The sequence below is a fragment of the Spirosoma koreense genome (genome assembly GCF_054777875.1).
Genome location: NZ_BAAHAC010000005.1, coordinates 720,143 through 739,397, shown reverse-complemented (window position 1 = coordinate 739,397; position 19,255 = coordinate 720,143). Strand labels below are relative to the sequence as shown.

The 19,255-nt window shown below is 53.7% G+C and carries 19 protein-coding genes; 3 read left to right on the top strand and 16 right to left on the bottom strand.

The features are described 5' to 3' along the window. Positions 1-26: 26 nt before the first annotated feature. The 3 genes from ACYVC2_RS08910 to ACYVC2_RS08900 all read right to left on the bottom strand — a co-directional run bounded on the left by ACYVC2_RS08910 (position 27) and on the right by ACYVC2_RS08900 (position 1,988). Positions 27-245: a hypothetical protein gene (locus ACYVC2_RS08910; RefSeq protein ID WP_461101955.1), complete on the bottom strand. Its 219-nt coding sequence runs from the start codon at positions 243-245 to the stop codon at positions 27-29. Positions 246-487: 242 nt separating this feature from the next. Then, positions 488-802 (bottom strand): L-rhamnose mutarotase, encoded by a 315-nt coding sequence (gene rhaM, locus ACYVC2_RS08905; protein WP_461101954.1) that lies wholly within the window; start codon positions 800-802, stop codon positions 488-490. 52 nt (positions 803-854) lie between these two features. After that, on the bottom strand, positions 855-1,988 hold the full coding sequence (locus ACYVC2_RS08900) for a glycoside hydrolase family 88/105 protein (protein WP_461101953.1): 1,134 nt from the start codon (positions 1,986-1,988) through the stop codon (positions 855-857). Between the two features lie 215 nt (positions 1,989-2,203). On the opposite strand from ACYVC2_RS08900, the gene rhaT reads away from it, so the two are divergent. Continuing rightward, positions 2,204-3,241, top strand: a complete 1,038-nt coding sequence (rhaT, locus tag ACYVC2_RS08895) for an L-rhamnose/proton symporter RhaT (protein ID WP_461101952.1) — start codon at positions 2,204-2,206, stop codon at positions 3,239-3,241. A gap of 67 nt (positions 3,242-3,308) precedes the next feature. On the opposite strand, the gene ACYVC2_RS08890 is transcribed toward rhaT, so the two are convergent. The 13 genes from ACYVC2_RS08890 to hisG all read right to left on the bottom strand — a co-directional run bounded on the left by ACYVC2_RS08890 (position 3,309) and on the right by hisG (position 16,175). Beyond that, positions 3,309-4,679: a glycoside hydrolase family 88/105 protein gene (locus ACYVC2_RS08890; protein WP_461101951.1), complete on the bottom strand. Its 1,371-nt coding sequence runs from the start codon at positions 4,677-4,679 to the stop codon at positions 3,309-3,311. A 151-nt stretch (positions 4,680-4,830) separates the two neighbouring features. Next, complete coding sequence (metF, locus tag ACYVC2_RS08885) at positions 4,831-5,790, bottom strand: methylenetetrahydrofolate reductase [NAD(P)H] (protein WP_461101950.1); 960 nt, start codon at positions 5,788-5,790, stop codon at positions 4,831-4,833. A gap of 49 nt (positions 5,791-5,839) precedes the next feature. Next, positions 5,840-6,661 carry a phosphatase PAP2 family protein gene (locus ACYVC2_RS08880; RefSeq protein WP_461101949.1) on the bottom strand — a complete coding sequence of 274 codons (822 nt, stop codon included), beginning with the start codon at positions 6,659-6,661 and terminating at the stop codon, positions 5,840-5,842. Positions 6,662-6,741: 80 nt separating this feature from the next. Then, positions 6,742-10,071: a UvrD-helicase domain-containing protein gene (locus ACYVC2_RS08875; RefSeq protein WP_461101948.1), complete on the bottom strand. Its 3,330-nt coding sequence runs from the start codon at positions 10,069-10,071 to the stop codon at positions 6,742-6,744. A 79-nt stretch (positions 10,072-10,150) separates the two neighbouring features. Continuing rightward, positions 10,151-10,681 (bottom strand): hypothetical protein, encoded by a 531-nt coding sequence (locus tag ACYVC2_RS08870; RefSeq protein ID WP_461101947.1) that lies wholly within the window; start codon positions 10,679-10,681, stop codon positions 10,151-10,153. A 16-nt stretch (positions 10,682-10,697) separates the two neighbouring features. After that, positions 10,698-11,825: a histidinol-phosphate transaminase gene (hisC, locus tag ACYVC2_RS08865; protein WP_461101946.1), complete on the bottom strand. Its 1,128-nt coding sequence runs from the start codon at positions 11,823-11,825 to the stop codon at positions 10,698-10,700. Between the two features lie 5 nt (positions 11,826-11,830). Next, positions 11,831-12,283: an RES family NAD+ phosphorylase gene (locus tag ACYVC2_RS08860; protein WP_461101945.1), complete on the bottom strand. Its 453-nt coding sequence runs from the start codon at positions 12,281-12,283 to the stop codon at positions 11,831-11,833. Beyond that, positions 12,283-12,711, bottom strand: coding sequence for an antitoxin Xre/MbcA/ParS toxin-binding domain-containing protein (locus ACYVC2_RS08855; RefSeq protein ID WP_461101944.1), 429 nt, complete (start codon positions 12,709-12,711; stop codon positions 12,283-12,285). Before ACYVC2_RS08855 ends, ACYVC2_RS08860 begins: the two co-directional genes overlap by 1 nt. Before the next feature lie 76 nt (positions 12,712-12,787). Beyond that, entirely contained in the window at positions 12,788-13,291 is a 504-nt protein-coding gene (locus tag ACYVC2_RS08850) for a peptide deformylase (RefSeq protein ID WP_461101943.1), read from the bottom strand. Beyond that, a complete protein-coding gene (locus ACYVC2_RS08845; protein WP_461101942.1) occupies positions 13,288-13,668 on the bottom strand; it encodes a type II toxin-antitoxin system VapC family toxin in 381 nt (126 codons plus the stop codon). The genes ACYVC2_RS08850 and ACYVC2_RS08845 overlap by 4 nt, the downstream gene beginning before the upstream one ends. Beyond that, positions 13,665-13,904, bottom strand: a complete 240-nt coding sequence (locus tag ACYVC2_RS08840; RefSeq protein ID WP_461101941.1) for a hypothetical protein — start codon at positions 13,902-13,904, stop codon at positions 13,665-13,667. Before ACYVC2_RS08840 ends, ACYVC2_RS08845 begins: the two co-directional genes overlap by 4 nt. Before the next feature lie 36 nt (positions 13,905-13,940). Then, positions 13,941-15,230, bottom strand: coding sequence for a histidinol dehydrogenase (gene hisD, locus ACYVC2_RS08835; RefSeq protein ID WP_461101940.1), 1,290 nt, complete (start codon positions 15,228-15,230; stop codon positions 13,941-13,943). Positions 15,231-15,314: 84 nt separating this feature from the next. Further along, the gene (hisG, locus tag ACYVC2_RS08830) at positions 15,315-16,175 is read right to left on the bottom strand and encodes an ATP phosphoribosyltransferase (RefSeq protein ID WP_461101939.1); all 861 of its coding nucleotides are present in this window, start codon (positions 16,173-16,175) and stop codon (positions 15,315-15,317) included. 474 nt (positions 16,176-16,649) lie between these two features. Between hisG and ACYVC2_RS08825 the strand changes: the two genes are divergently transcribed. Next, positions 16,650-17,300, top strand: a complete 651-nt coding sequence (locus ACYVC2_RS08825) for a 7-carboxy-7-deazaguanine synthase QueE (protein WP_461101938.1) — start codon at positions 16,650-16,652, stop codon at positions 17,298-17,300. Beyond that, a complete protein-coding gene (locus tag ACYVC2_RS08820; protein WP_461101937.1) occupies positions 17,255-19,234 on the top strand; it encodes an OmpA family protein in 1,980 nt (659 codons plus the stop codon). The genes ACYVC2_RS08825 and ACYVC2_RS08820 overlap by 46 nt, the downstream gene beginning before the upstream one ends. Positions 19,235-19,255: the final 21 nt, after the last annotated feature.

Below are 19,255 nucleotides of genomic sequence, written 5' to 3'. Positions count from 1 at the left end.
ATGCAGAAAGCCGACGAGGCTGAGCGCTACGCTTTCAATAGATTATACTTCTTTTTTTCGCGGTAAGAAGCGTACCATTCCTGCCCATCGTCGCCGTTACTGGTTCGTTTATCCCACAGGATATACCCACCTTTCGGACCAACCCGGTAGCCCAGATGCGCGGGAAGCCTGGGATGGATTTCTTTCTGATAAGCAGACGGCTGATCAAATGGATCACTGCTGTTCAGTTGTCTGCGTTGAATCATGGCCATTCAAATCGGAGTCGTTTCTCAACGGCTACGGCCACTATAAGCCGAACGCTGATACGTCCATAACGTCATGATTTTCTGAAAGTTTGCCTCTAGTGCAAAAGCAGGCTAATTTAGAAATGGACTAGCTGTAGGTTAGTTTCCGGCGCCGGGTTTAAGCTCCGATTCTTTGGCAGACATGCCTAAAGCCAGGCTGTAGCACAAGCTGCGGCCCAGCTTCAGGCATATCTGCCCTACCCCTAAGCCATATGAAACACACGTTGCAGCGGCACAGCCACCGGTGAGCTGTCGGGGTTTGTTTCCATCAGATCAGCCATATACGCCCACCAGCGTTTCATGACGGGCTGGCCCGGTAACGCACTGGCCGTATGACCGGTAATCCGTTTCTGAACCGCAAACAGGGTGCCGGTTGCACGATCCAGATAAATCGAGTAGTCGCGGATACCGGCTTCGGTCAGAGCCGCCGATAATTCCGGCCAGATCTCATCGTGGCGACGTTGGTATTCGGCCTCGAAGCCGGGCTTCAATTTCATTGTAAAGGCAATTTCTTCCATTGGTCAGGGGTAAGGGATTCCAGGAAAATTTCAGCAACGGCAAACGTACTATTTATTTCATTTTCCACAACTCCACTCCAGCCAGCAGGAAGCACCCCAGGCCGTAGTCTTCGAAGTCGGGCTTGCTGTCGTAAGTGACAGGCTGTCCGTCTTTGGGTTCTTTACCGGTTCCCTGCACGTAGCCTAAAAACCCGTTCGCGTGCACCGACTCGGTAGCCATGGCGTTCCAGGCTTTCGCAACGACGGGCCGGTAGATTTTTCCGTCGAGCAGCCCGTGATTGATACCCCAGGCCATTCCGTAAACAAACAGCGCGGTGCCCGACAGCTCTTTCCCACCAAAATGGGCCGAGTCGTGTAAACTGACGTTCCAGTACCCATCCGGGCGCTGCAGCGTAACGAGCGCCTGCATCATTTCGCGGTATGTTTTTTCATATTCATTCCGGTGCGGAGCGTCTTTCGGCAGAATGTCCAGCACCCGTACCAGCGCAGCCACGACCCAACCGTTCCCCCGCGACCAGTAGCAGTCCTGTCCATTCGGCTCGGCGTAGGGTGGCACAAAATCTTTATCCCGCCACCACAGATGATCTTCAGAATTATACAGTCCATTGCCCCCGTGTTTGTTTTTCGAGTAAGCGTAGAGCTGGTACATCTTCTCGAAGTAGGCCGGGTCTTTGTACAGTACCCCTAACTGCGCGAAAACGGGCATGGCCATTTGCAGCGCGTCGATCCAGTTCCAGTCGTCAGCTTTATCACTCAGCAGCATCGCATCGACGGATGCCTTGATTGCCTGAATGCGCTCGGGCTTCGGGTCGATGCGATACAGATCGAGGTAGGTCTGACCACAGCACTGATCGTCGGCGTTGCGCGTAGCCGGTCCGCTTCGGAGGCTCCAGTGGTGCTTTTCGCCCCACGCTACCGCATAGTCGTAGTAGGCCTTCCTGTTATCGATTTTGTAGAGAGCCATCAAGCCTTCGTAATACACGGCTCGGGTCCAGATGTTGCTGGGCCGGGTTTTATTGGTCACGATTTCCTGGCCGGGATCGGGCCAGGTCGTCATGAAATATGCGTTGGCTAGCGTCATTTTGGCCAGAATAGCTTTCTTATCAGGTAGTTTTTGCGCGTGCGCGGTCACTCCAACGACGCTGAACAGAAGCAAAAGATGCTTAACGAGTGGGTGAGTACGCATCGTTCAGAAGGTATATTGACTGTCAGGCAAGTAGAATTGCCTCGATTTAACCTTGTTTTAACCAAAGTTCACCGGCTTCCTTTTCTCCTGTTTCGTTGGTTGGTCTGGCTTACCCAAACGGCCCAAGCGATTTCATTCAGGCAGGGGGTTCCAGAAGGAAGGACTGGGAAGGTGACTTAACCATAACAAGATAAATTTGTAAAAAAGAACGAAACGTGGCCGTAATCTGGGGTGTTGTCTTGCATGCGCTGGGAGGGTTTGCCTCCGGCAGTTTTTATTTGCCGTATAAGCGGGTTCGGGGTTGGGCCTGGGAAAGCTACTGGCTCGTCGGTGGGCTGTTCTCCTGGATAGCCGCCCCCCTGATCTTAGGAACGCTGACGGTGAAAGACCTCTTCGGCGTATTGGACCAGACACCTAGCGAAACCTTGTGGTGGACGTATTTCTGGGGCGTTTTGTGGGGCTTTGGCGGGCTTACTTTCGGGCTGGCCATGCGTTACCTGGGGCTGTCGCTGGGCATGGCCGTCACACTGGGGTTGTGCGCCGTTTTCGGAACGCTGGTGCCGCCCATCTGGCAGGGTGAATTTGTCAAACTGATCAGCACCACATCAGGTCGGGTTATCATTCTGGGGCTAGGCGTGTGCGTGGTGGGTATCGCGGTCTGCGGGCTGGCCGGTATCATGAAAGAACGGTCGCTGTCGGATGCACAGAAAAAAGCGACAATTGAAGAATTCGATCTTCGGAAAGGGCTGCTGGTGGCCGTTTTTTCGGGGGTAATGAGCGCCTGTATGTCGTTTGGGCTGACAGCTGGTCAGTCGATTGCCGAACGAGCCGTGGCCCACGGAACGGACCCCCTCTACATGAACAATGCCCCCCTGGTCATTATTCTGCTCGGCGGTTTGACGACCAACGCCATCTGGACCATTTTCCTCAACATCCGCAATCGGACCTATACCGACTATACCAACATTTCTACTCCGGTTGTTGCCAACATCATTTTCTGCGCGCTAGCAGGGTTTACGTGGTATTTCCAGTTCTTTTTCTACGGCATGGGCGACAGCAAAATGGGCGACTACCGGTTTTCTGGCTGGACTCTGCACATGGCCTTTATCATTGCCTTCAGCAGCTTCTGGGGGCTTTATCTGCACGAATGGAAAGGGGCTAATGAAGCAACCATGCGTACTATTTCAGCGGGTATTTTGCTGGTCATCCTGTCGACGGTTGTCGTCGGCGTCGGCAATTACCTGGCTGCCTGAAGAACCTATTTACGGAATCGAAAAGTAAAATAAAAAGTCTGGCCACGAACGTTCATGGCCAGACTTTTTATTTTTTATCCATCACCTGCAGCGAGCTATCGTTGATTTCAAACGATTTTTTCTTCAGTAAATTGAGCACTTCGGCGCCCGCCAGCAGCACCGGACCGTAGCCATGCGCTGCGTAAACGTTGATGGGGCGGTGGTAATAAAACGCCGGATCGAAACCCATGCCGGTGCCGACGCAGGTCCCCTCGACCTGCCCCTTAGGCGTAACTTTGGTCGAAACGGCATTCCAGGCCAGCAGCGCCATCGGAGCATAGGCTTTGGCATCGAGCCAGCCCCGGTCGACGGCCCGGGCAATCGCATACGTGTAAATTGCCGTAGCGGAAGTTTCCAGATACGAGTCGCTCCGGTCCAGCAGTTGATGCCAGAACCCACTTCCCGACTGGCAGGCAGCCAGCCCCTGCGCATGCGCCCGTAACAGTTCCAGAATGGCGCCACGTCCGGGATGGTTTTCGGGCAACACATCCAGCAGTTCGACATTGGTCATAATGGCCCAGCCGTTGGCCCGCGCCCAGTGAAACTGCGGATGGACACTCATGCCTTCGACCCACCCATGCATATAGAGACCCTTGTCTTTGTTGAACATCCGCTTCGAGAACAATTGCACCTGTTTGACCGCTTCGTCGAAATATTTCGGGTCGTTGGTCAGCTTACCCATCTGCGCCAGTGCCGGTACGCTCATAAACAGATCATCGAGCCAGAGCGTATTGGGTTGCGGTCGATTGCGCGCCAGGGTCCCGTCGGCCAGGCGGTATTCTTTCGTCAGGATGTAGTTCATATAAGCATCGATCTGTGGGCGAAGATCGGCTTTTACGCCACCGGCGCGCACGGCTTTGATCATGGCCGCACACATGGCTCCGGCGTCATCCAGTGCGTGCGGAGCCAGCATCGGTCGCAGCGACGTATTGGCGTGCGGATCGGCGCTGACCTGCTCCCGAAAATACGGCCGGAGCGAATTCAGGAAAGCCAGTCGTTTGTTGGTGTAGTCGGCAAATCGGGCGTCGCCGGTGGCTTCGCTGGCTAGTAACATGCCCGCGTACGTAACGCCCCATTCGTAACTGGTCAGGCGAAAATCGCCGGGTTTGATGACGGCATTTGGATTGAATTTACCTAGATCTGTAATTGGTTGCCCGCTCTGTTTATCGATTACCTGTGCCGGAGTCGACTCGTTTAGATAGGTATATACCCGGTCCAGCACATTCGTCACGTCGGCGGCTTTCGGTGGCCCGTACGGCACCGGATAATCGGGCTGCAATAGATGTAGTGGCGTGGTGGAGTCGTTGGCTTTGGGAGCGGGCGTTTGTGCCAGAGCTACCGAACACGCAAAAACAACACCTGCGAAAGTCAGGGGGGTAGATGTAGCGAATTTTATCATAGCGGGTCAGAGCATTAAAGCCGGTAACGGCAGGCTTGCTTTCAGCAACAAAAGTAGAAGAAAGCAGGAGATTCCCGGCGCCCCCAACGCCTAACTCAGACAGAACGATTCTGGCGTCGGCTAAGAAGCCCATCGATCGACTTGACGGCCGCTAAAACAGCTCGCGCGCAATTTTCATGATATTATCTGCCTTTCCCATGGTGTAGAAATGCAACACGGGTGCTCCAGCCGCCACCAGCTCGCGACACTGCTGAATGCACCACTCCACTCCTACCTGCCGGGCCTGCTGGTCATTTTCGCAGGCTTCCACCGCTTTCACCAGATCCTCAGGCATGTCCAGATGAAAAAGGCGAGGCAGCACTTCAAGCTGCTTACGAGTACTCAATGGTTTCAGACCCGGAATAATCGGGACCGTAATGCCCACCTGCCGACACCGATCGACAAAATCGAGGTATTTTCGGTTATCGAAAAACATCTGAGTGACAAGGTAATCTGCTCCTTTATCGACCTTCTGTTTCAGGTAATGAAGATCCGAATCGTGGTCGATGGCTTCAAAATGTTTTTCGGGGTAAGCGGCCACGCCGATGCAAAAATTACTAGGGGCCAGGGGTGTATCTTCCTCGTGCAAATACATTCCGCGGTTCATGTTAGCCACCTGCTCGACGAGTTCACTGGCGTAGGAGTAGCCATTCTCCTTCGGTTTGAAGGTTGTGAAGGGTTTGGCTGGATCACCCCGGAGCACCAGTGCGTTGTCGATACCCAGGTAATGCAGATCGATCAGGAAATCTTCCGTTTCTTCGCGGGTGAAACCTCCACAGAGTACGTGTGGTACCGGATCGACGCCGAACCGGTGCATGATGGCCGCGCAGATGCCGACGGTACCGGGTCGTTTACGGGTCACTATTTTCTGAATCGTCCCGTTGGGCAGCGGTCGTTCGATGTATTCTTCGCGATGGTAGGTTACGTCGATGAACGGTGGTTTGAACTCCAGCAATGGCTCAATATTGTCGAGCAGATTCTTCAAATTGTCGCCCTTGATCGGCGGAATTACTTCAATCGAAAAAATGGGTTTGCCGGTGGCAGCTTTAATGTGATCGGTAATTTTTGTCATCAGTCGGATAAGCACTTGCCAATACAATACGTCGGGTAGGGACGACCCATCAGCGGGAAAACATTGCGAGTCGCAGGTAAATTCCATTCGCCGAACCGCTGCTCCACGGCTGCACGTCGAGTCGGTGGCCTAGTTTACTTCGGTTCTTCACTTCGTGTAATTTCGGAATTCCCCACCCGACCAGCGACCCAAACGCAGCTCCGGCAATCAGATCCGTCGGGTAATGTTTACCCCCCTCATACCGCAGCACGGCCGTAGCTGACGCCAGCCCCAACGATCCGATCCAGATAACCGGTTTCAAGCGCGAATGCGGAAAATAATGCCGGAACACCTCGCCCGTAAAAACGGCGGTGGCAAAAGCACTGGTCGCATGGCCCGAAAAAAAAGACTGGCGGGCGTCGCGTTCGAGCTTATCTTCCAGAGGAGCCACCGGGTTATAGACAAAAGGCCGGGTTCGCTGGGTAACAGCCTTGACGGTCCGCTCGATACCGTTGGCCAGCAGGATGGTTTCGAGGTACATGATCCCGGCGGTTTTAAAATCCTGCCGGATGGTCTGGGTGCCCAGGGCGAGCGCACCAGCCAGAGCTACGTTGCCCACCAGCGTCACGTCACTCAGCTGCCCCGCTTTTATGGACCAGTGTTTCGTAGCCGACCGATCGAACGAATTGATGTCAGCCGAATTTAACCCCGCAATCTCGCTAACCGTAAGCGGATCGATGGTTTGCTGCAGCAGCACCGACGCCCCGTAACTTACAGCACCGACGCCAAACGTCGTGAGTTCACGCCCGGTCTTTAGCTCATAAGGCGACTGCGCAAATGCGGGGTGAATGTATAATGTACAATGGATAATGAATAATGTAATTAATTTCATCGGCTGACTACGCACCTTGAGAAGATTTGAGACTGGTTCAGTCATTCTACAATCTACAATCTACATTGTTCATTATTCACCTAGCTAACCCGCACGACCTCGGGTGTATCGGCCAGATACACCAGCCGTCCTTCGACTTCAGGATAACCCATTTCCCGGTACAGGTTCGTAAAATACCGCAGCGCATCGACCGGCGAATAATTCGTTGTCGTCTCCGGGTCTGCTACCGACTCATACTGCACCAGGATAATCGTACCATCGGAGCGGTGTACGACCCGGTGTGGTGCTCCGTGCATGCGCTTTCGGCTCAGAATGCTCCGATCGGTGTCGATCCGTAAGGCGGGATCGAACAGCATAGCCAGGGCCGGATGTTCGACAATGGCCAGCAAATTTTGTTTTAGTGCCTCGTACTCGGCATTGCGGACCAATCCTTCACCAATGAGCTGCCGGAGTGCTTTATCGATGCTTTCGGGGCCCCTGATCAGGCTCAGGGCGGCACAGAGCTTTCGGTCGCGCTCGCGGGTGCGCTCAAACGTAGCTACGTCGAACACCCGGTCGGCCTGCCGACGCAGTTGCAAATCCTGATTGCGGTGGCCGCTGACGATCTCGTCTAGCCGGATTTCATCCTGGCTTTCATCCGGCCGCCGATGCACAAACGAATCGGCGCACAGGCTGATCAGGTACGTCGACTGGCCCTCCTGCCATGCACAGCCGCAGGCACGCGCGACCTCGCTATCGCGCAGAAACGCATGCAGCCAGTGGCTGACGGTATTGGGTTGCCCTTTCTCGAATTCCTTGGCCTCACTGATGACGTACAGCCGGTCGGTTGGGCGCGTGAAGGCAACGTAGAGCAGGTTCATGTTTTCCAGAAACGTCCGCGTCAGTTCCTCCTCATACTGAGCGGCAATGGGTCCGGGCGTAGTGCGCAGTTTATGCGTCGTATTCGCCGGAGCGGACGACAGTCGGACCAGTTGACCAGGGCCCGATTCATGCGTTAGCTTATCGGTCCGAACCGGGCTTAGATCCAGCCAGATCGTGCTGTCGCTGATCGGCTCGACTTTCCAGTTGGCAAAGGGAATGATAACGACCGGATACTCGAGCCCTTTCGATTTGTGAATGGTCTGAATGCTTATTGCGTTCGTAGAAGCTCCTTCGACAGAAATTTTCTGCCGCACGCCTTCCCAATACAGCAGGAAGTCGCTTAGGTGCCCGCTTCGTTTCTGATTGAACGCCAGCACTTCGTCCAGGAAGCGGAAGAGAAACGGGTTGTGCTCGGCTAGGCGAAACAACCCAAACTGGGCGGTAAGTCGCTCGGCCAATTCATATGGATTGAGCTGTCCCAGCGCATACGGATCGAGCGGATATCCTTCTGCGGCCAGGTATTCGTATACCGACGTACTGTCTTGCTCGGCCACTGTATGCAGCTTTTCCGTCAATCGATCGTCTGGAAAAATACCCTGTACGACCCGATGGAATAAATACAGCAGTTCATAGCGCAGCATCCGGTGGTCGGGCCGCTGGAGCACCTGCATGACCGTGACGATCCATTTGACCGGATCGGAGAATTCCAGCGACAGCGAATCGGCCGACACCAGCGGAATCTGCCGGGCATTCAGCTCGTTGGCCAGAACGCGGGCATGGGCTTTTTTGCGGCACAGAATGGCAATATCACCGTACTGATACCCATCGGTCAGGGCTTTCTCCAGGTGTTTCAGGGTGGTGTCGAGCATCACGGCCGTCAGGTCTTTTCCTTCCAGCTCCGATTTCTGAACGAAATCGATCTGCACGTGCCCTTCCGCATGGGCATCAGGCTGCGCTTTCTGGTGAAACTGCCGCTCGGCGTCGAACACATCGGTTACTTTCGGATGCTGATACTCAAACTTGCGGGCCGTGAATTCAAAAAAATCGTTGTTGAACCGAACGATGGGCTCTGCACTGCGCCAGTTGGTATCCAGGCGCTCGTCCACCAGTTGCCCATCGAGCCGGTCAATCCGGTCGGCAGTCCAGGACGTAGGATCATGCGCTACTTTCAGACTGTCCAGATCTTTCCGGTGCAGAGCAACGATCTGGTCCATATCGCCCCCCCGGAAGCGGTAAATGGCCTGTTTGCCATCGCCTACGGCCAGGTTGAAATGACCGGCTCCGAGGGCATTTTCAATCAGTGGCAGGAGGTTGGCAAATTGCAGCCGGGAGGTGTCCTGAAATTCGTCGATCAGAATATGATTGTATTTGGTACCCAGCCGTTCGTACAGAAACGGTACGGGTTCGGAAGCGACGATGCTCAGGATTTTTTTGTTAAATTCGGAGATGTGCACCCGGCCATCTTTCCGTAGCAGCTCATCGAACTCGACCCGCATTTGTTTCAGCAGGGCCAGTTTCTGCAGGTGTGGCAGCAGGCAATCGAACAGCGCCACCTGCCGACCGTGTTCTTCACGGATTGTACCGATCTGGCTAATGCAATCGCTCAGTTCGTCGGTCATGCCGTCGATAAGCGACTGCACCGGTAAGGGTGTCTTTTTCCCGTACCATTCACCTTTGTTGAGCGCGTTACTGACGCGCGTTCCGGCTTCTTTACCAGCATTGCCTTCGGCAACGGTTCGCAGATAGCCCCCCACCCCGGCGGCCCCGTAGCTAAAATCGGCTTCGTCCAAACCCACTTCCGTGATTCGTTTCCAAGCCCGCTGACCCTGGCCAACGATATCGGCTTCGACCTGTTGGTTATAGGCTATCAATTGCGCCCGAATGGCCCGAATGGCACCCGGCGACAGTTCCTGAGCAGCATTGACCGAGTTATAGAACTGGTCGGACGTCAGATTCCGGCCGAATTCCTTCAGTAATTCGGGGAGTTGATTCCAGCTTTTGCCTTCGTTGGCCGTATGGGCGTAGTACTCGCTGAGGATAGTCGTAATCTCCTCCATTTCCTCCGTGCCGGCCTTTTCGATAAGGTTATCGATTGCCAGTTCGAGCACTTCGTCGGTTTCCAGCTCGACTTCGAACGAATACGGCAGGCCCAGCTCGTCGGTGAACGCCATCACGACGCGCTGGGTGAACGAGTCGATGGTAGTTACGCTAAAATCGGCGTAGCGGTGCAGAATAGTCCGGAATACGGAAGCCGCTTTCTGGCGTAGCTCGTCTTTGGCAATGGCAAACGCTTCGGTACCGGGTAGTACTCCATATAACTCACCGACCAGTTCATTGAGCAGCGACAGTTCTTCGGTCCCCGCTATGTCGGCCAGCCGATGCAGAATCCGGTTCTTCATTTCGTTGGCGGCCGCGTTCGTAAACGTTACCGCCAGAATATGCCGGAAATAGTCATCTTTCGCATCGGGGCGCAACGCCAGCTTGAGGTACTCTTTCGTGAGCGTGTACGTCTTTCCCGAGCCGGCCGAAGAACTATAAATTTTAAACATGGTAGTCGTCCATCGTCGTTACGTCAATAATTCTCAGTCGTCTCCTTCCCCACGAACGATGATTGGTAATGACTAGTGCCTAAAAATTATACCGCAATCCAAGACCTGTGTTGAGACTCAGGAAAAACGGCGCCTGAAGCAGCTCGACATAGGCTCCCGTTTCCAGAAAAAAGGAATACGGTTTGCTGGGCGGAAAAAACTCCAGTCCACCAACGCCCGATCCACCCAGCGACAGCGCATTTTCGTACTCGCCGTTCAAGCGGGGCGGGTAATATTTGCGGTTGTTGATCTGTCCTCCAAACCCGTAATAAGCCCGAATGCTTTCGCTTTTCGTGAGGGCCGTATGCCACAGAAAATGCCCCTGTACGGTTAAGCCAACCGTTTTGTATTCGCCCGAACGATAGCTCCGCTTTGTTCCATAGAGCGCACCGTACGTGCCGATGTTCAGGTCGAAAGCGTGGTTATTTCCGAAATATTTGCGAACATTTACCCCCGATGGCTCACCAAGCCGGAAACCTACCGACCAGTTATTGTACTGGGCCGAAGCCGTTTGAGGGATTACGACCCAGCTCACCAGAGCTACGATGACGACAAGAAGCGATTTTCTCATAAATACGATATCAATTTCAGGCATTCGACAGCAACTCCGGACGGGTCGCCGATTCACCCGTTCCGAGCGGCAATTCCTCCGGTACCGGACCGCTGCTCAGGTGCCGGAGTACGTCCAGCAGTCGATTGTTCTCGTCCGCCGTACCGACCGAAATCCGCAGACAGCCGTCACAAAGTTTAACCTTCGAGCGGTCCCGAACGATTACCTGCTGTTCGATCAACTGCTCGAATACCCGTTTCGCATCGGCAAACTTCACCAGCAGAAAGTTGGCATCAGACGGATAAACGAGTTGGACCGACGGCAAAGAACGGAGATTTTGCGCCAATTTCTGACGCTCCAGTAGCATTTCCGTCACCATTCGATCTTTTTCGGCCTCGTGGTTGAGGGCTTCCAGCGCCAGTGCCTGCGTCGGTGCCGAGATGTTATACGGCGGTTTGATCTTGTTCAGGATCTGAATCAACTCTACCGATGCGAAGCACATACCGAGTCTCAGGGCCGCCAGCCCCCAGGCTTTCGAGAATGTCTGCAGGACAACCAGGTTGGGGTACTTAGGTAACTCGCGGGTCCAGGAAGGCGCATCAGCAAAGTCGATGTAGGCTTCATCGACAATGACCAGCGACTGGTCAGCCGCTTCCAAGATAGCGCGAACACCCTCGGCCTGCAGCAGGTTTCCCGACGGATTATTGGGCGAACAAATCCAGATCAGCTTCGTGTGGGCGTTGATGGCGGCCAGCACCGCTGGTATATCGATCTGAAAATCGGGGGTCAGTGGCACTTTGACGATCTCGACATCGTTGACAGCCGCCGACACTTCGTACATGCCGTAGGTTGGCGGCATAATCAGGATGTTGTCTTTGCCGGGTACGCAGGTGGCCCGCACCAGCAAATCGATCGGCTCGTCGGAGCCATTGCCCAGAAAAATCTGCTCCGGACGAACGCCTTTTATAGGTGCCAGCCGCTGCTTGATGGCGAACTGATGCGGATCGGGATACCGGTTATAAGCGCCCTCGTCGGTTGTTGAGCCAATGGGGTTTTCATTCGCGTCCAGGAAAACGCCGATCTTTCCGGTATACTCATCGCGGGCGGAGGAGTAAGGCGTTAGCGAGAGAATATGCGGACGGAGAAGGTTGTTGAGATTGAACATACTAGTTAACTAAAAAGTCGCCCATCGAATGAGAAGGGTTCAATATCTACTAGAGTTAGTCGGGAAAATAACTCATGCTTGGGGTTGACAATGTAATTATATTCGGCCTTGACAATGACAGATGGAACGCGCAATAAGAGTGAAGTCCTGCTTTTCAGCCAGCTATCTCCCAGTTGGCGTGTGTATTGCTGATCATCACGCCAGTTGCTCTTCGTATGCTGTATGTCCACTGTTTGTACAAACGTATCATCGGGCAGGTATAAAACCGCTACTTTGTACTCATCTTCGGGTGGCAGATCGGACAGATACACCAGTGATTCGACCATGGCTAGTGATCGGCTCTGAGCCGTGTATAGCGCAAATTGACCGGCTGAATTCCAGCGCCCACCCCGTTCATAGGCCCCTTTTCCACTTAAGTCAGAAATATATTTACTTCGGGTAATTCGGAATAATTCCATCAGGAGAATACACCGTGTTCGATCCGCCCGAGAATATCATCTACTGTATTGATCCCTACCTCATTATGCAGAATATCAATAGGTTTCTTATTGTGAAGCCCTAAATTTGGCCGATATAACCACGATCGGAAATAATCTGGCCCCAGTGCATCAACTCCGTGGGCAAATAAGTCGGCGAGCATAAATAGACGACCCGTTACAACCTCACTCAGTCGATCCTCTTCGGCATAGCGATGCAAATTTCGAGCTGTGACTGGCAGTAATCGAATGAGTTCACGAACGTCTATTCCATACATATCCGCCAGGTGTTTGATGGTCGCTTTCGGAATACCTTCGGCCACAACATCGACTAGCTCTATCTCATTCTTAAACGGACGACCAATTATGGCCGGTCCACCCAGGTTCTTATAAGCTAAGGCAGCATTCATATAACCAGGAAATTTTTCAACAAATATATAGACATTTTTCCAAAAGTTACGATAAAAGCTAACTGGTCATTAAGCTCTATTTCGGCTCAGGCGTAGGTCGCCACCGAAACGACTGATCATCGATAGCGCGCATGGTGCAGAGAACCCCGTTCAGATGATCGTATTCGTGCTGGATTAATTCGGCCAGCTTCCAGTCTGTTACGTTCCAGGTATGCGGTTGCCAGTGTTCGTCGCGATAGAGAAGGGTTAGGCTACGGTGGCGTTGGACGCGCACCAGCAGGTTTGGGAAGCTCATACAATCATCCCATAGTTCGCCCACCGTATCGCTCAGATCCATCAGTTCCGGATTGATGATCACCCGTGGCCGATCGACGTTCAGATAAATCAGCCGTTTCATAATCCCCAGTTGGGGCGCAGCGATCCCCCGCCCGAACTGGTAGTTAGCCCGAATTTCTTCCATCACCTGATGCAGGTCGGCTACCCAGCCTGCAACCAGAGGCAGTTCTGACTCTAATACGGGTTCGCAGGTTTCATACAGACGGGGGTCGCCCAGTAGCAGCAGGTCAGCGAGGTGTTTCATGGAGTTAGAATATCGGCCAGCGCAATAACCCGCAAGCCATCGACATCGGAAAAGTCAGCGACATTATTCGTCAGAACAGGTTGATTGTACGGCAGGCCGGTAGCCGCAATGATCGAATCACCGATGGACCGTTTGCGCTGCTGGCGCAGGCGAATGGCTTCTGTGATGACAGAGTCAGACAAGGGAAGTAGTTTTACGCTGGTGAAATACGTCTCAAACAGACGCTTGTCTTTCAGCGACAACCTGCTAAATCCCAGTACCTCCAGGGTGGAGATCAGTGAGACATGAACTATCGACTGATTGACCTGTAAATACCGGGCCAGAGCGATATATGCTGGCTGAACGGAATAAATAATAATGTTACTGTCTACTATCATTCTTCCCGACCGTCAAGTACACGATCCCAGCTACGAACTTCGCGTTGCCATTCAGATGGATCACCAAATGATTCTCCTGCTCCACCCGACCGAATAGTATTTTCTAGTACTTCAGACAGGGATAGCCTGGCGGGAATTGTTTTTTTTTCAATTAGCCGACCGTTCAGCTTGGGAAGTAACGAAAGCAATATGGCTTCGTCTTCCTCAGAATCCATCTCAATAACCAACTGACTCATAGCTATTTTACTTGGTTTAGTAGCAAGATAACAAAATCAGGCCGGATTTGTCTCCGCCAGACTGGCCAGCCGTAAACTCACCGCCCGCTTGTGCGCGTCGAGCGATTCGGCTTCGGCCATGGCCTCTACCACGGGACCAAGGTTATGCAAGCCTTCGGGCGTGATGTGCTGCACGGTAATTTTCTTCACGAAACTATCCAGCGACACCCCGCTGTACGCCCGTGCGAAGCCGTTGGTTGGTAAGGTGTGGTTGGTTCCCGACGCATAATCGCCCGCCGATTCGGGGGTATAGTTTCCGAGGAAAATAGAACCCGCATTGATGATCTGCTCCGCTACGGCTTCGGCGTTTTCTATGCTCAGAATCAGGTGTTCGGCGGCATAGGCATTCAACAGATCGATGGCGTCAGCCTGGGTTTCGACCAGAATCATCTTACTATTTTCCAGCGCTTTGGCGGCCAGTGCCTGCCGGGGTAGTCTGCCCAGTTGCGTTGTGAGTGTAATGTTTACGCTGCTGATCAGCTTTTTACTGGTCGATACCAGCAGCACCTGGCTATCGGCGCCGTGTTCGGCCTGCGAGAGCAGATCGGCCGCAACAAAAGCGGGAACAGCCGAGTCATCGGCATAAACAGCCACTTCGCTCGGTCCAGCGGGCATGTCGATCGCGATCCCTTCTTTGGCTACCAGCATTTTGGCCGCGGTCACGTACTGATTCCCCGGCCCAAAAATTTTGTAGACCTGCGGCACGGACTCGGTTCCGTAAGCCATGGCCGCAATGGCCTGTGCTCCACCTAGCCGGAAAACCCTGGTTACGCCAACCAGTTTGGCCGCAAAATAGATCGCGGGGTTATTACTCGGCGTACAGAGCACGATATCGCGGCAACCGGCCAGTTGCGCCGGAATGCCCAGCATCAGTACGGTACTGAAAAGCGGAGCCGTACCGCCCGGAATATACAGACCTACCTTCTCGATCCCAACGCTTTTGCGCCAGCACGTTACCCCCGGCATGGTTTCAATTTTTTCAACGGGTTGCCGCTGCCGTTCATGAAACAACCGAATGTTCTGATACGCCTGCCGGATGGCAGCCTTCAATTCATCCGATAGCTGAGATTCGGCGGCATCCAGTTCGGTCAGGCTAACGCTCAACTGGTCAGCGCTCAGCTCGACGTTATCGAATTTTTTAGCCAGTTCGATCAGAGCCGCATCGCCGTTGGTTCTGACCTGCGCCAATATCGGAGCCACAGCCGCTTCAATCTGCTGCGTCGATTGCACCGGCCGCGCCAGCAGAGCAGGCCACTCAGCGCGTTGGGGGAAAGGGATAATGTTCATTATTTGTCGGTGGACGATTTGTGGCGGGGGAAGGAACCCGCGATCTGATTAAAATCGCGGGTTGCCACCTGCGCTACTCGTTAATTAATAGATCATTTTTTCAATCGGAATAACCAGGATTCCTTCGGCACCGGCGGCCCGGATGGCTTCGATGTTTTCCCAGAATTCGTTTTCGTTCAGCACCGAATGCACCGAACTCCAGCCTTCCGTTGCCAGGGGCGTAACAGTCGGGCTTTTCATACCCGGCAGCAAGGCCGTAATCTGATCGAGCGCATGATTTGGGGCGTTCAGCACAATGTATTTGTTGTTTTTAGCGGCCTGTACCGCCTTGATCCGAAACAACAGTTTATCGACCAACGCCTGTTTGTCCTCGTCCAGTTCGGGGCGAGCAATCAGAATGGCTTCGGAGCGAAAAATGGTTTCCACTTCTTTTAATCCGTTGCTCAGGAGCGTACTGCCGGAGCTAACGATATCGCAGACCGCTTCGGCCAGCCCAATGCTCGGTGCAATCTCGACCGATCCGCTGATTTCGTGAATATTCGCCCGAACGCCCTGGTCGGCCAGGTAGTTTCCCAGCAGATTTGGGTACGAGGTCGCGATGTTTTTTCCATCCAGGTGCTGAATGCCCGTCCAGTCGGTACCGCGGGGCACAGCAATGGACAACCGACATTTGGAAAAACCCAGCTTATGAATGGTTTGCACCGGGCGACCCGTTTCGACCGCGACGTTTTCACCGACGATACCCAGATCGGCAACACCATCTTCGACATAACCGGGAATGTCGTCGTCGCGCAGGAAGAGGAATTCAGCGGGAAAGTTCGACGAAACCGACTTGAGTTTACCGGTGCCGTAGTCGAAGCGAATGCCACATTCTTTAAACAGTTGGTAGGAGTCTTCGCTCAGTCGCCCGGATTTTTGTAAAGCAATGCGTAATACGGAGGCCATTAAGAGATGTATGATATAAGATGTATGATGTACGGTACTGGATATACATCACGTACTGTATTGATTTTCAGACAGGCACTTATCCGTCTAAAGCAGACGGCCAGTAGCTCTGTAAAATAGAGGGCAAAATTACAGGAAAACGGGAATACAACGACGTATCGGCGCAGATGCTCAGCAGCCGGAAGGATGGTGCCGATGTCGAAAAGGAGAATGCGTAGCCCGTTGGGAAATCATGACGCAAAGCTAAGGATAAAATTCGACAGGATTGCCCAGGCCGATCGATCCCTGACAAAAAAGCGGATTTCACTAAACCGCATTTTATATCACCCACCTGGCGCCACGTTGGATGAAGCACCTGCGCTGATAAGAAGCGGCCACCGCCAGCGCCGACCATGGGTCGGTTCAGAGAGGTTTCAGGCCGTGAAGCCTGTTGGCAAAAATAGCCATTCCATCGAACCTTCCGTATCTTTGCGTATGCTTTTAGAACAGAAACAACCTACTATGACAAGGCCGGAACCAGGCCGCACCACATTGCCCGTCATGGAAGCGTTCTATACGCTTCAGGGCGAGGGTGCCCATACGGGTCGGGCGGCTTATTTTATCCGACTGGGCGGCTGCGATGTCGGCTGTCACTGGTGCGACGTCAAGGAATCCTGGGATGCGGATGCCCATCCCAAACTACCGATTGAAGCCATCGTGGAGGGCGCACTGCAGTACCCCGGTCGTATGGCGGTCATTACCGGCGGAGAGCCCCTCATGCACGACCTTACAGAACTGACAGCGGCTTTGCAGCAGGCGGGTTTCCAAACGAATATCGAAACATCGGGGGTATGTCAGGCCGTTACGGGCGCTTGGGACTGGATTTGTTTTTCGCCAAAAAAATTTAAAAAGCCCAATCCGGCTATCTTCGACAAAGCCGACGAGCTAAAAGTCATTATCTACAATTCGTCTGATTTCGCCTTTGCGGAATCGTTTGTGCCTCATCTGCGCCCTGACTGTAAACTCTTTTTGCAAACAGAATGGGGTCGGTCCAATGAAATGCTACCCCGCATCGTTGATTACGTAAAGGCTAATCCGCAATGGCAAATCTCGTTGCAGACACACAAATACATGGATATTCCGTAAGCATCGGGCAGAGGGTCTGGGGCAGAGGGTTGGCCCGATTCGGTCTGGCTCTGTCTTTTTTCATTCTCGCCCTATGCCCTACGCCCTATGCTCAAACCAAAAAAGCGCAGGAACTCTACGCCCAGTCGATCAGGCTGTTTGGCGAACGAAAAGCCGGAGAGGCCATTCCGTTTATGGAACAGGCCATCAAACAGGACCCTGCGTTTACGGATGCGTACCTGAAGCTGGGGCAGTTATATGAATTTACGAAACGGTATGATCCGGCCATAGCCGCCTACCGAAACGCCATCCAGCTGCAGCCCGACAGCCCGACCTCAGGTAGTGCCTACCAGGCGCTGAGTACCATTCTGCTGCGGTTAGGGCGCTACGGTGAAGCCCTCCCCTACCTCGAAAAGTTTCAATCGCTCTTTGCGCCCCAGTCGGCCCAGGCCAAACGCATCGCCCGACAGTTGGCAACTGCCCGCTTCGGTCAGGAAGCGCTCCAGCATCCGCAGACCGTCGATCCAAAACCGTTATCATCGGTATTGCAAACGACTCCATCGCAGTATTTTCCGGTGCTGACCGCCGATGAGCAGACGCTGGTATTTACGGCACTGAAACCCGAAGGCGACGAAGACCTGATGACCGCTACCTTCAACGGCGAAACCTGGTCGCCCCCGGTTTCGCTGGCCCCGACCATCAACACCCCGGAAAATGAAGGAACTGCCAGCCTCTCAGCCGACGGGCGGACGATCGTTTTCACGGCCTGCCAGGGTCGTAAAGGTTTCGGTAGCTGCGATTTATACATGAGCCGCAAAACCGGCAGCGACTGGTCATCACCCGAAAACCTGGGTCCGACGATCAATTCCCGCTATTACGAATCACAACCGGCGCTGTCGGCCGACGGGCGGCAACTGTATTTTGTCTCCGACCGGCCCGGCGGCAAAGGCCTACGCGACATCTGGCGCAGTGAATTCGGCCCCGACGGGAACTGGACCGACCCCGTCAACCTGGGTGAGCCAATCAATACGGCGTTTAATGAAGCATCGCCGTTTATTCACCCGAACGGCCTGAGTCTGTTTTTCGCGTCGGAAGGACACGTGGGCATGGGTGGCTACGATCTGTTCGTGACGGACAGCAAAGATTCTGGCTGGTCAATGCCGACGAATCTGGGCTATCCGATCAATACTTCCGAAGACCAGGCGTCGTTGTTTGTGTCGGCCAACGGAAAGCATGCGTACTACTCGTACGAGGAACAGAAAGAAGGCGTTTCGCAGAAGTCGCGGCTGTATACCTTCGATTTGCCCGAATCGCTCCGGGAGCGGGTCAAACCCGTCAGCTATCTGAAGGGAATCGTGGCCGATGCCAAAACAAAAAAACCACTGGCCGCTACCGTCGAACTGATCGATCTGAAAACTAACCAGACCATTTCGAAAGTACAGGCCGATACGCAGACGGGTATGTATACCGCCGTGCTGCCCAGCGGTGGCGAATATGCCCTATACGTCAGCGTACCGGGTTATTTGTTTAAAAGTTTATCGTTCGATTTCACCCAAAAAACCAAGGGCGAAGGCATTTCTCTGAGCGTGCCGCTTGAACCCGTTGCTGCCGGTTCGTCGGCCAACGAAACCCTGAACAATCTGTTCTTCGAAACCGGGCGCTATGATCTGGCCGAGAAATCACGCACCGAGCTGGACCGACTGGCGGCTTTTTTACAGGCTAATCCGGCGGTAAAGGTGGAGATTTCGGGTCATACCGACGACAAGGGCGATGCGGCTGTCAACCAGACGCTTTCCCAGAAACGAGCGCAATCGGTGGTGAGTTACCTGACCAAAGCAGGCATCAGTCCGGCCCGGATACGAGCCATTGGTTACGGCAAAACCCGGCCTATCGCCCCTAACACAACCGAAGAGAACCGACAACTCAACCGGCGAATCGAGTGGAAGGTGCTGTAGAGCCAAGGGGTTGGGGCAGAG

Bases quoted from the DNA above. Each gene is read 5' to 3' on its own strand.
- ACYVC2_RS08845 (WP_461101942.1), bottom strand. From the start codon at position 13,668: ATGATAGTAGACAGTAACATTATTATTTATTCCGTTCAGCCAGCATAT.
- hisG (WP_461101939.1), bottom strand. From the start codon at position 16,175: ATGGCCTCCGTATTACGCATTGCTTTACAAAAATCCGGGCGACTGAGC.
- ACYVC2_RS08825 (WP_461101938.1), top strand. From the start codon at position 16,650: ATGCTTTTAGAACAGAAACAACCTACTATGACAAGGCCGGAACCAGGC.
- ACYVC2_RS08880 (WP_461101949.1), bottom strand. From the start codon at position 6,661: ATGAAATTAATTACATTATTCATTATCCATTGTACATTATACATTCAC.
- ACYVC2_RS08860 (WP_461101945.1), bottom strand. From the start codon at position 12,283: ATGGAATTATTCCGAATTACCCGAAGTAAATATATTTCTGACTTAAGT.
- rhaM (WP_461101954.1), bottom strand. From the start codon at position 802: ATGGAAGAAATTGCCTTTACAATGAAATTGAAGCCCGGCTTCGAGGCC.
- ACYVC2_RS08900 (WP_461101953.1), bottom strand. From the start codon at position 1,988: ATGCGTACTCACCCACTCGTTAAGCATCTTTTGCTTCTGTTCAGCGTC.
- ACYVC2_RS08820 (WP_461101937.1), top strand. From the start codon at position 17,255: ATGGCAAATCTCGTTGCAGACACACAAATACATGGATATTCCGTAAGC.
- ACYVC2_RS08840 (WP_461101941.1), bottom strand. From the start codon at position 13,904: ATGAGTCAGTTGGTTATTGAGATGGATTCTGAGGAAGACGAAGCCATA.
- ACYVC2_RS08890 (WP_461101951.1), bottom strand. From the start codon at position 4,679: ATGATAAAATTCGCTACATCTACCCCCCTGACTTTCGCAGGTGTTGTT.
- ACYVC2_RS08850 (WP_461101943.1), bottom strand. From the start codon at position 13,291: ATGAAACACCTCGCTGACCTGCTGCTACTGGGCGACCCCCGTCTGTAT.
- ACYVC2_RS08870 (WP_461101947.1), bottom strand. From the start codon at position 10,681: ATGAGAAAATCGCTTCTTGTCGTCATCGTAGCTCTGGTGAGCTGGGTC.
- hisC (WP_461101946.1), bottom strand. From the start codon at position 11,825: ATGTTCAATCTCAACAACCTTCTCCGTCCGCATATTCTCTCGCTAACG.
- hisD (WP_461101940.1), bottom strand. From the start codon at position 15,230: ATGAACATTATCCCTTTCCCCCAACGCGCTGAGTGGCCTGCTCTGCTG.
- ACYVC2_RS08855 (WP_461101944.1), bottom strand. From the start codon at position 12,711: ATGAATGCTGCCTTAGCTTATAAGAACCTGGGTGGACCGGCCATAATT.
- ACYVC2_RS08875 (WP_461101948.1), bottom strand. From the start codon at position 10,071: ATGTTTAAAATTTATAGTTCTTCGGCCGGCTCGGGAAAGACGTACACG.
- ACYVC2_RS08910 (WP_461101955.1), bottom strand. From the start codon at position 245: ATGATTCAACGCAGACAACTGAACAGCAGTGATCCATTTGATCAGCCG.
- metF (WP_461101950.1), bottom strand. From the start codon at position 5,790: ATGACAAAAATTACCGATCACATTAAAGCTGCCACCGGCAAACCCATT.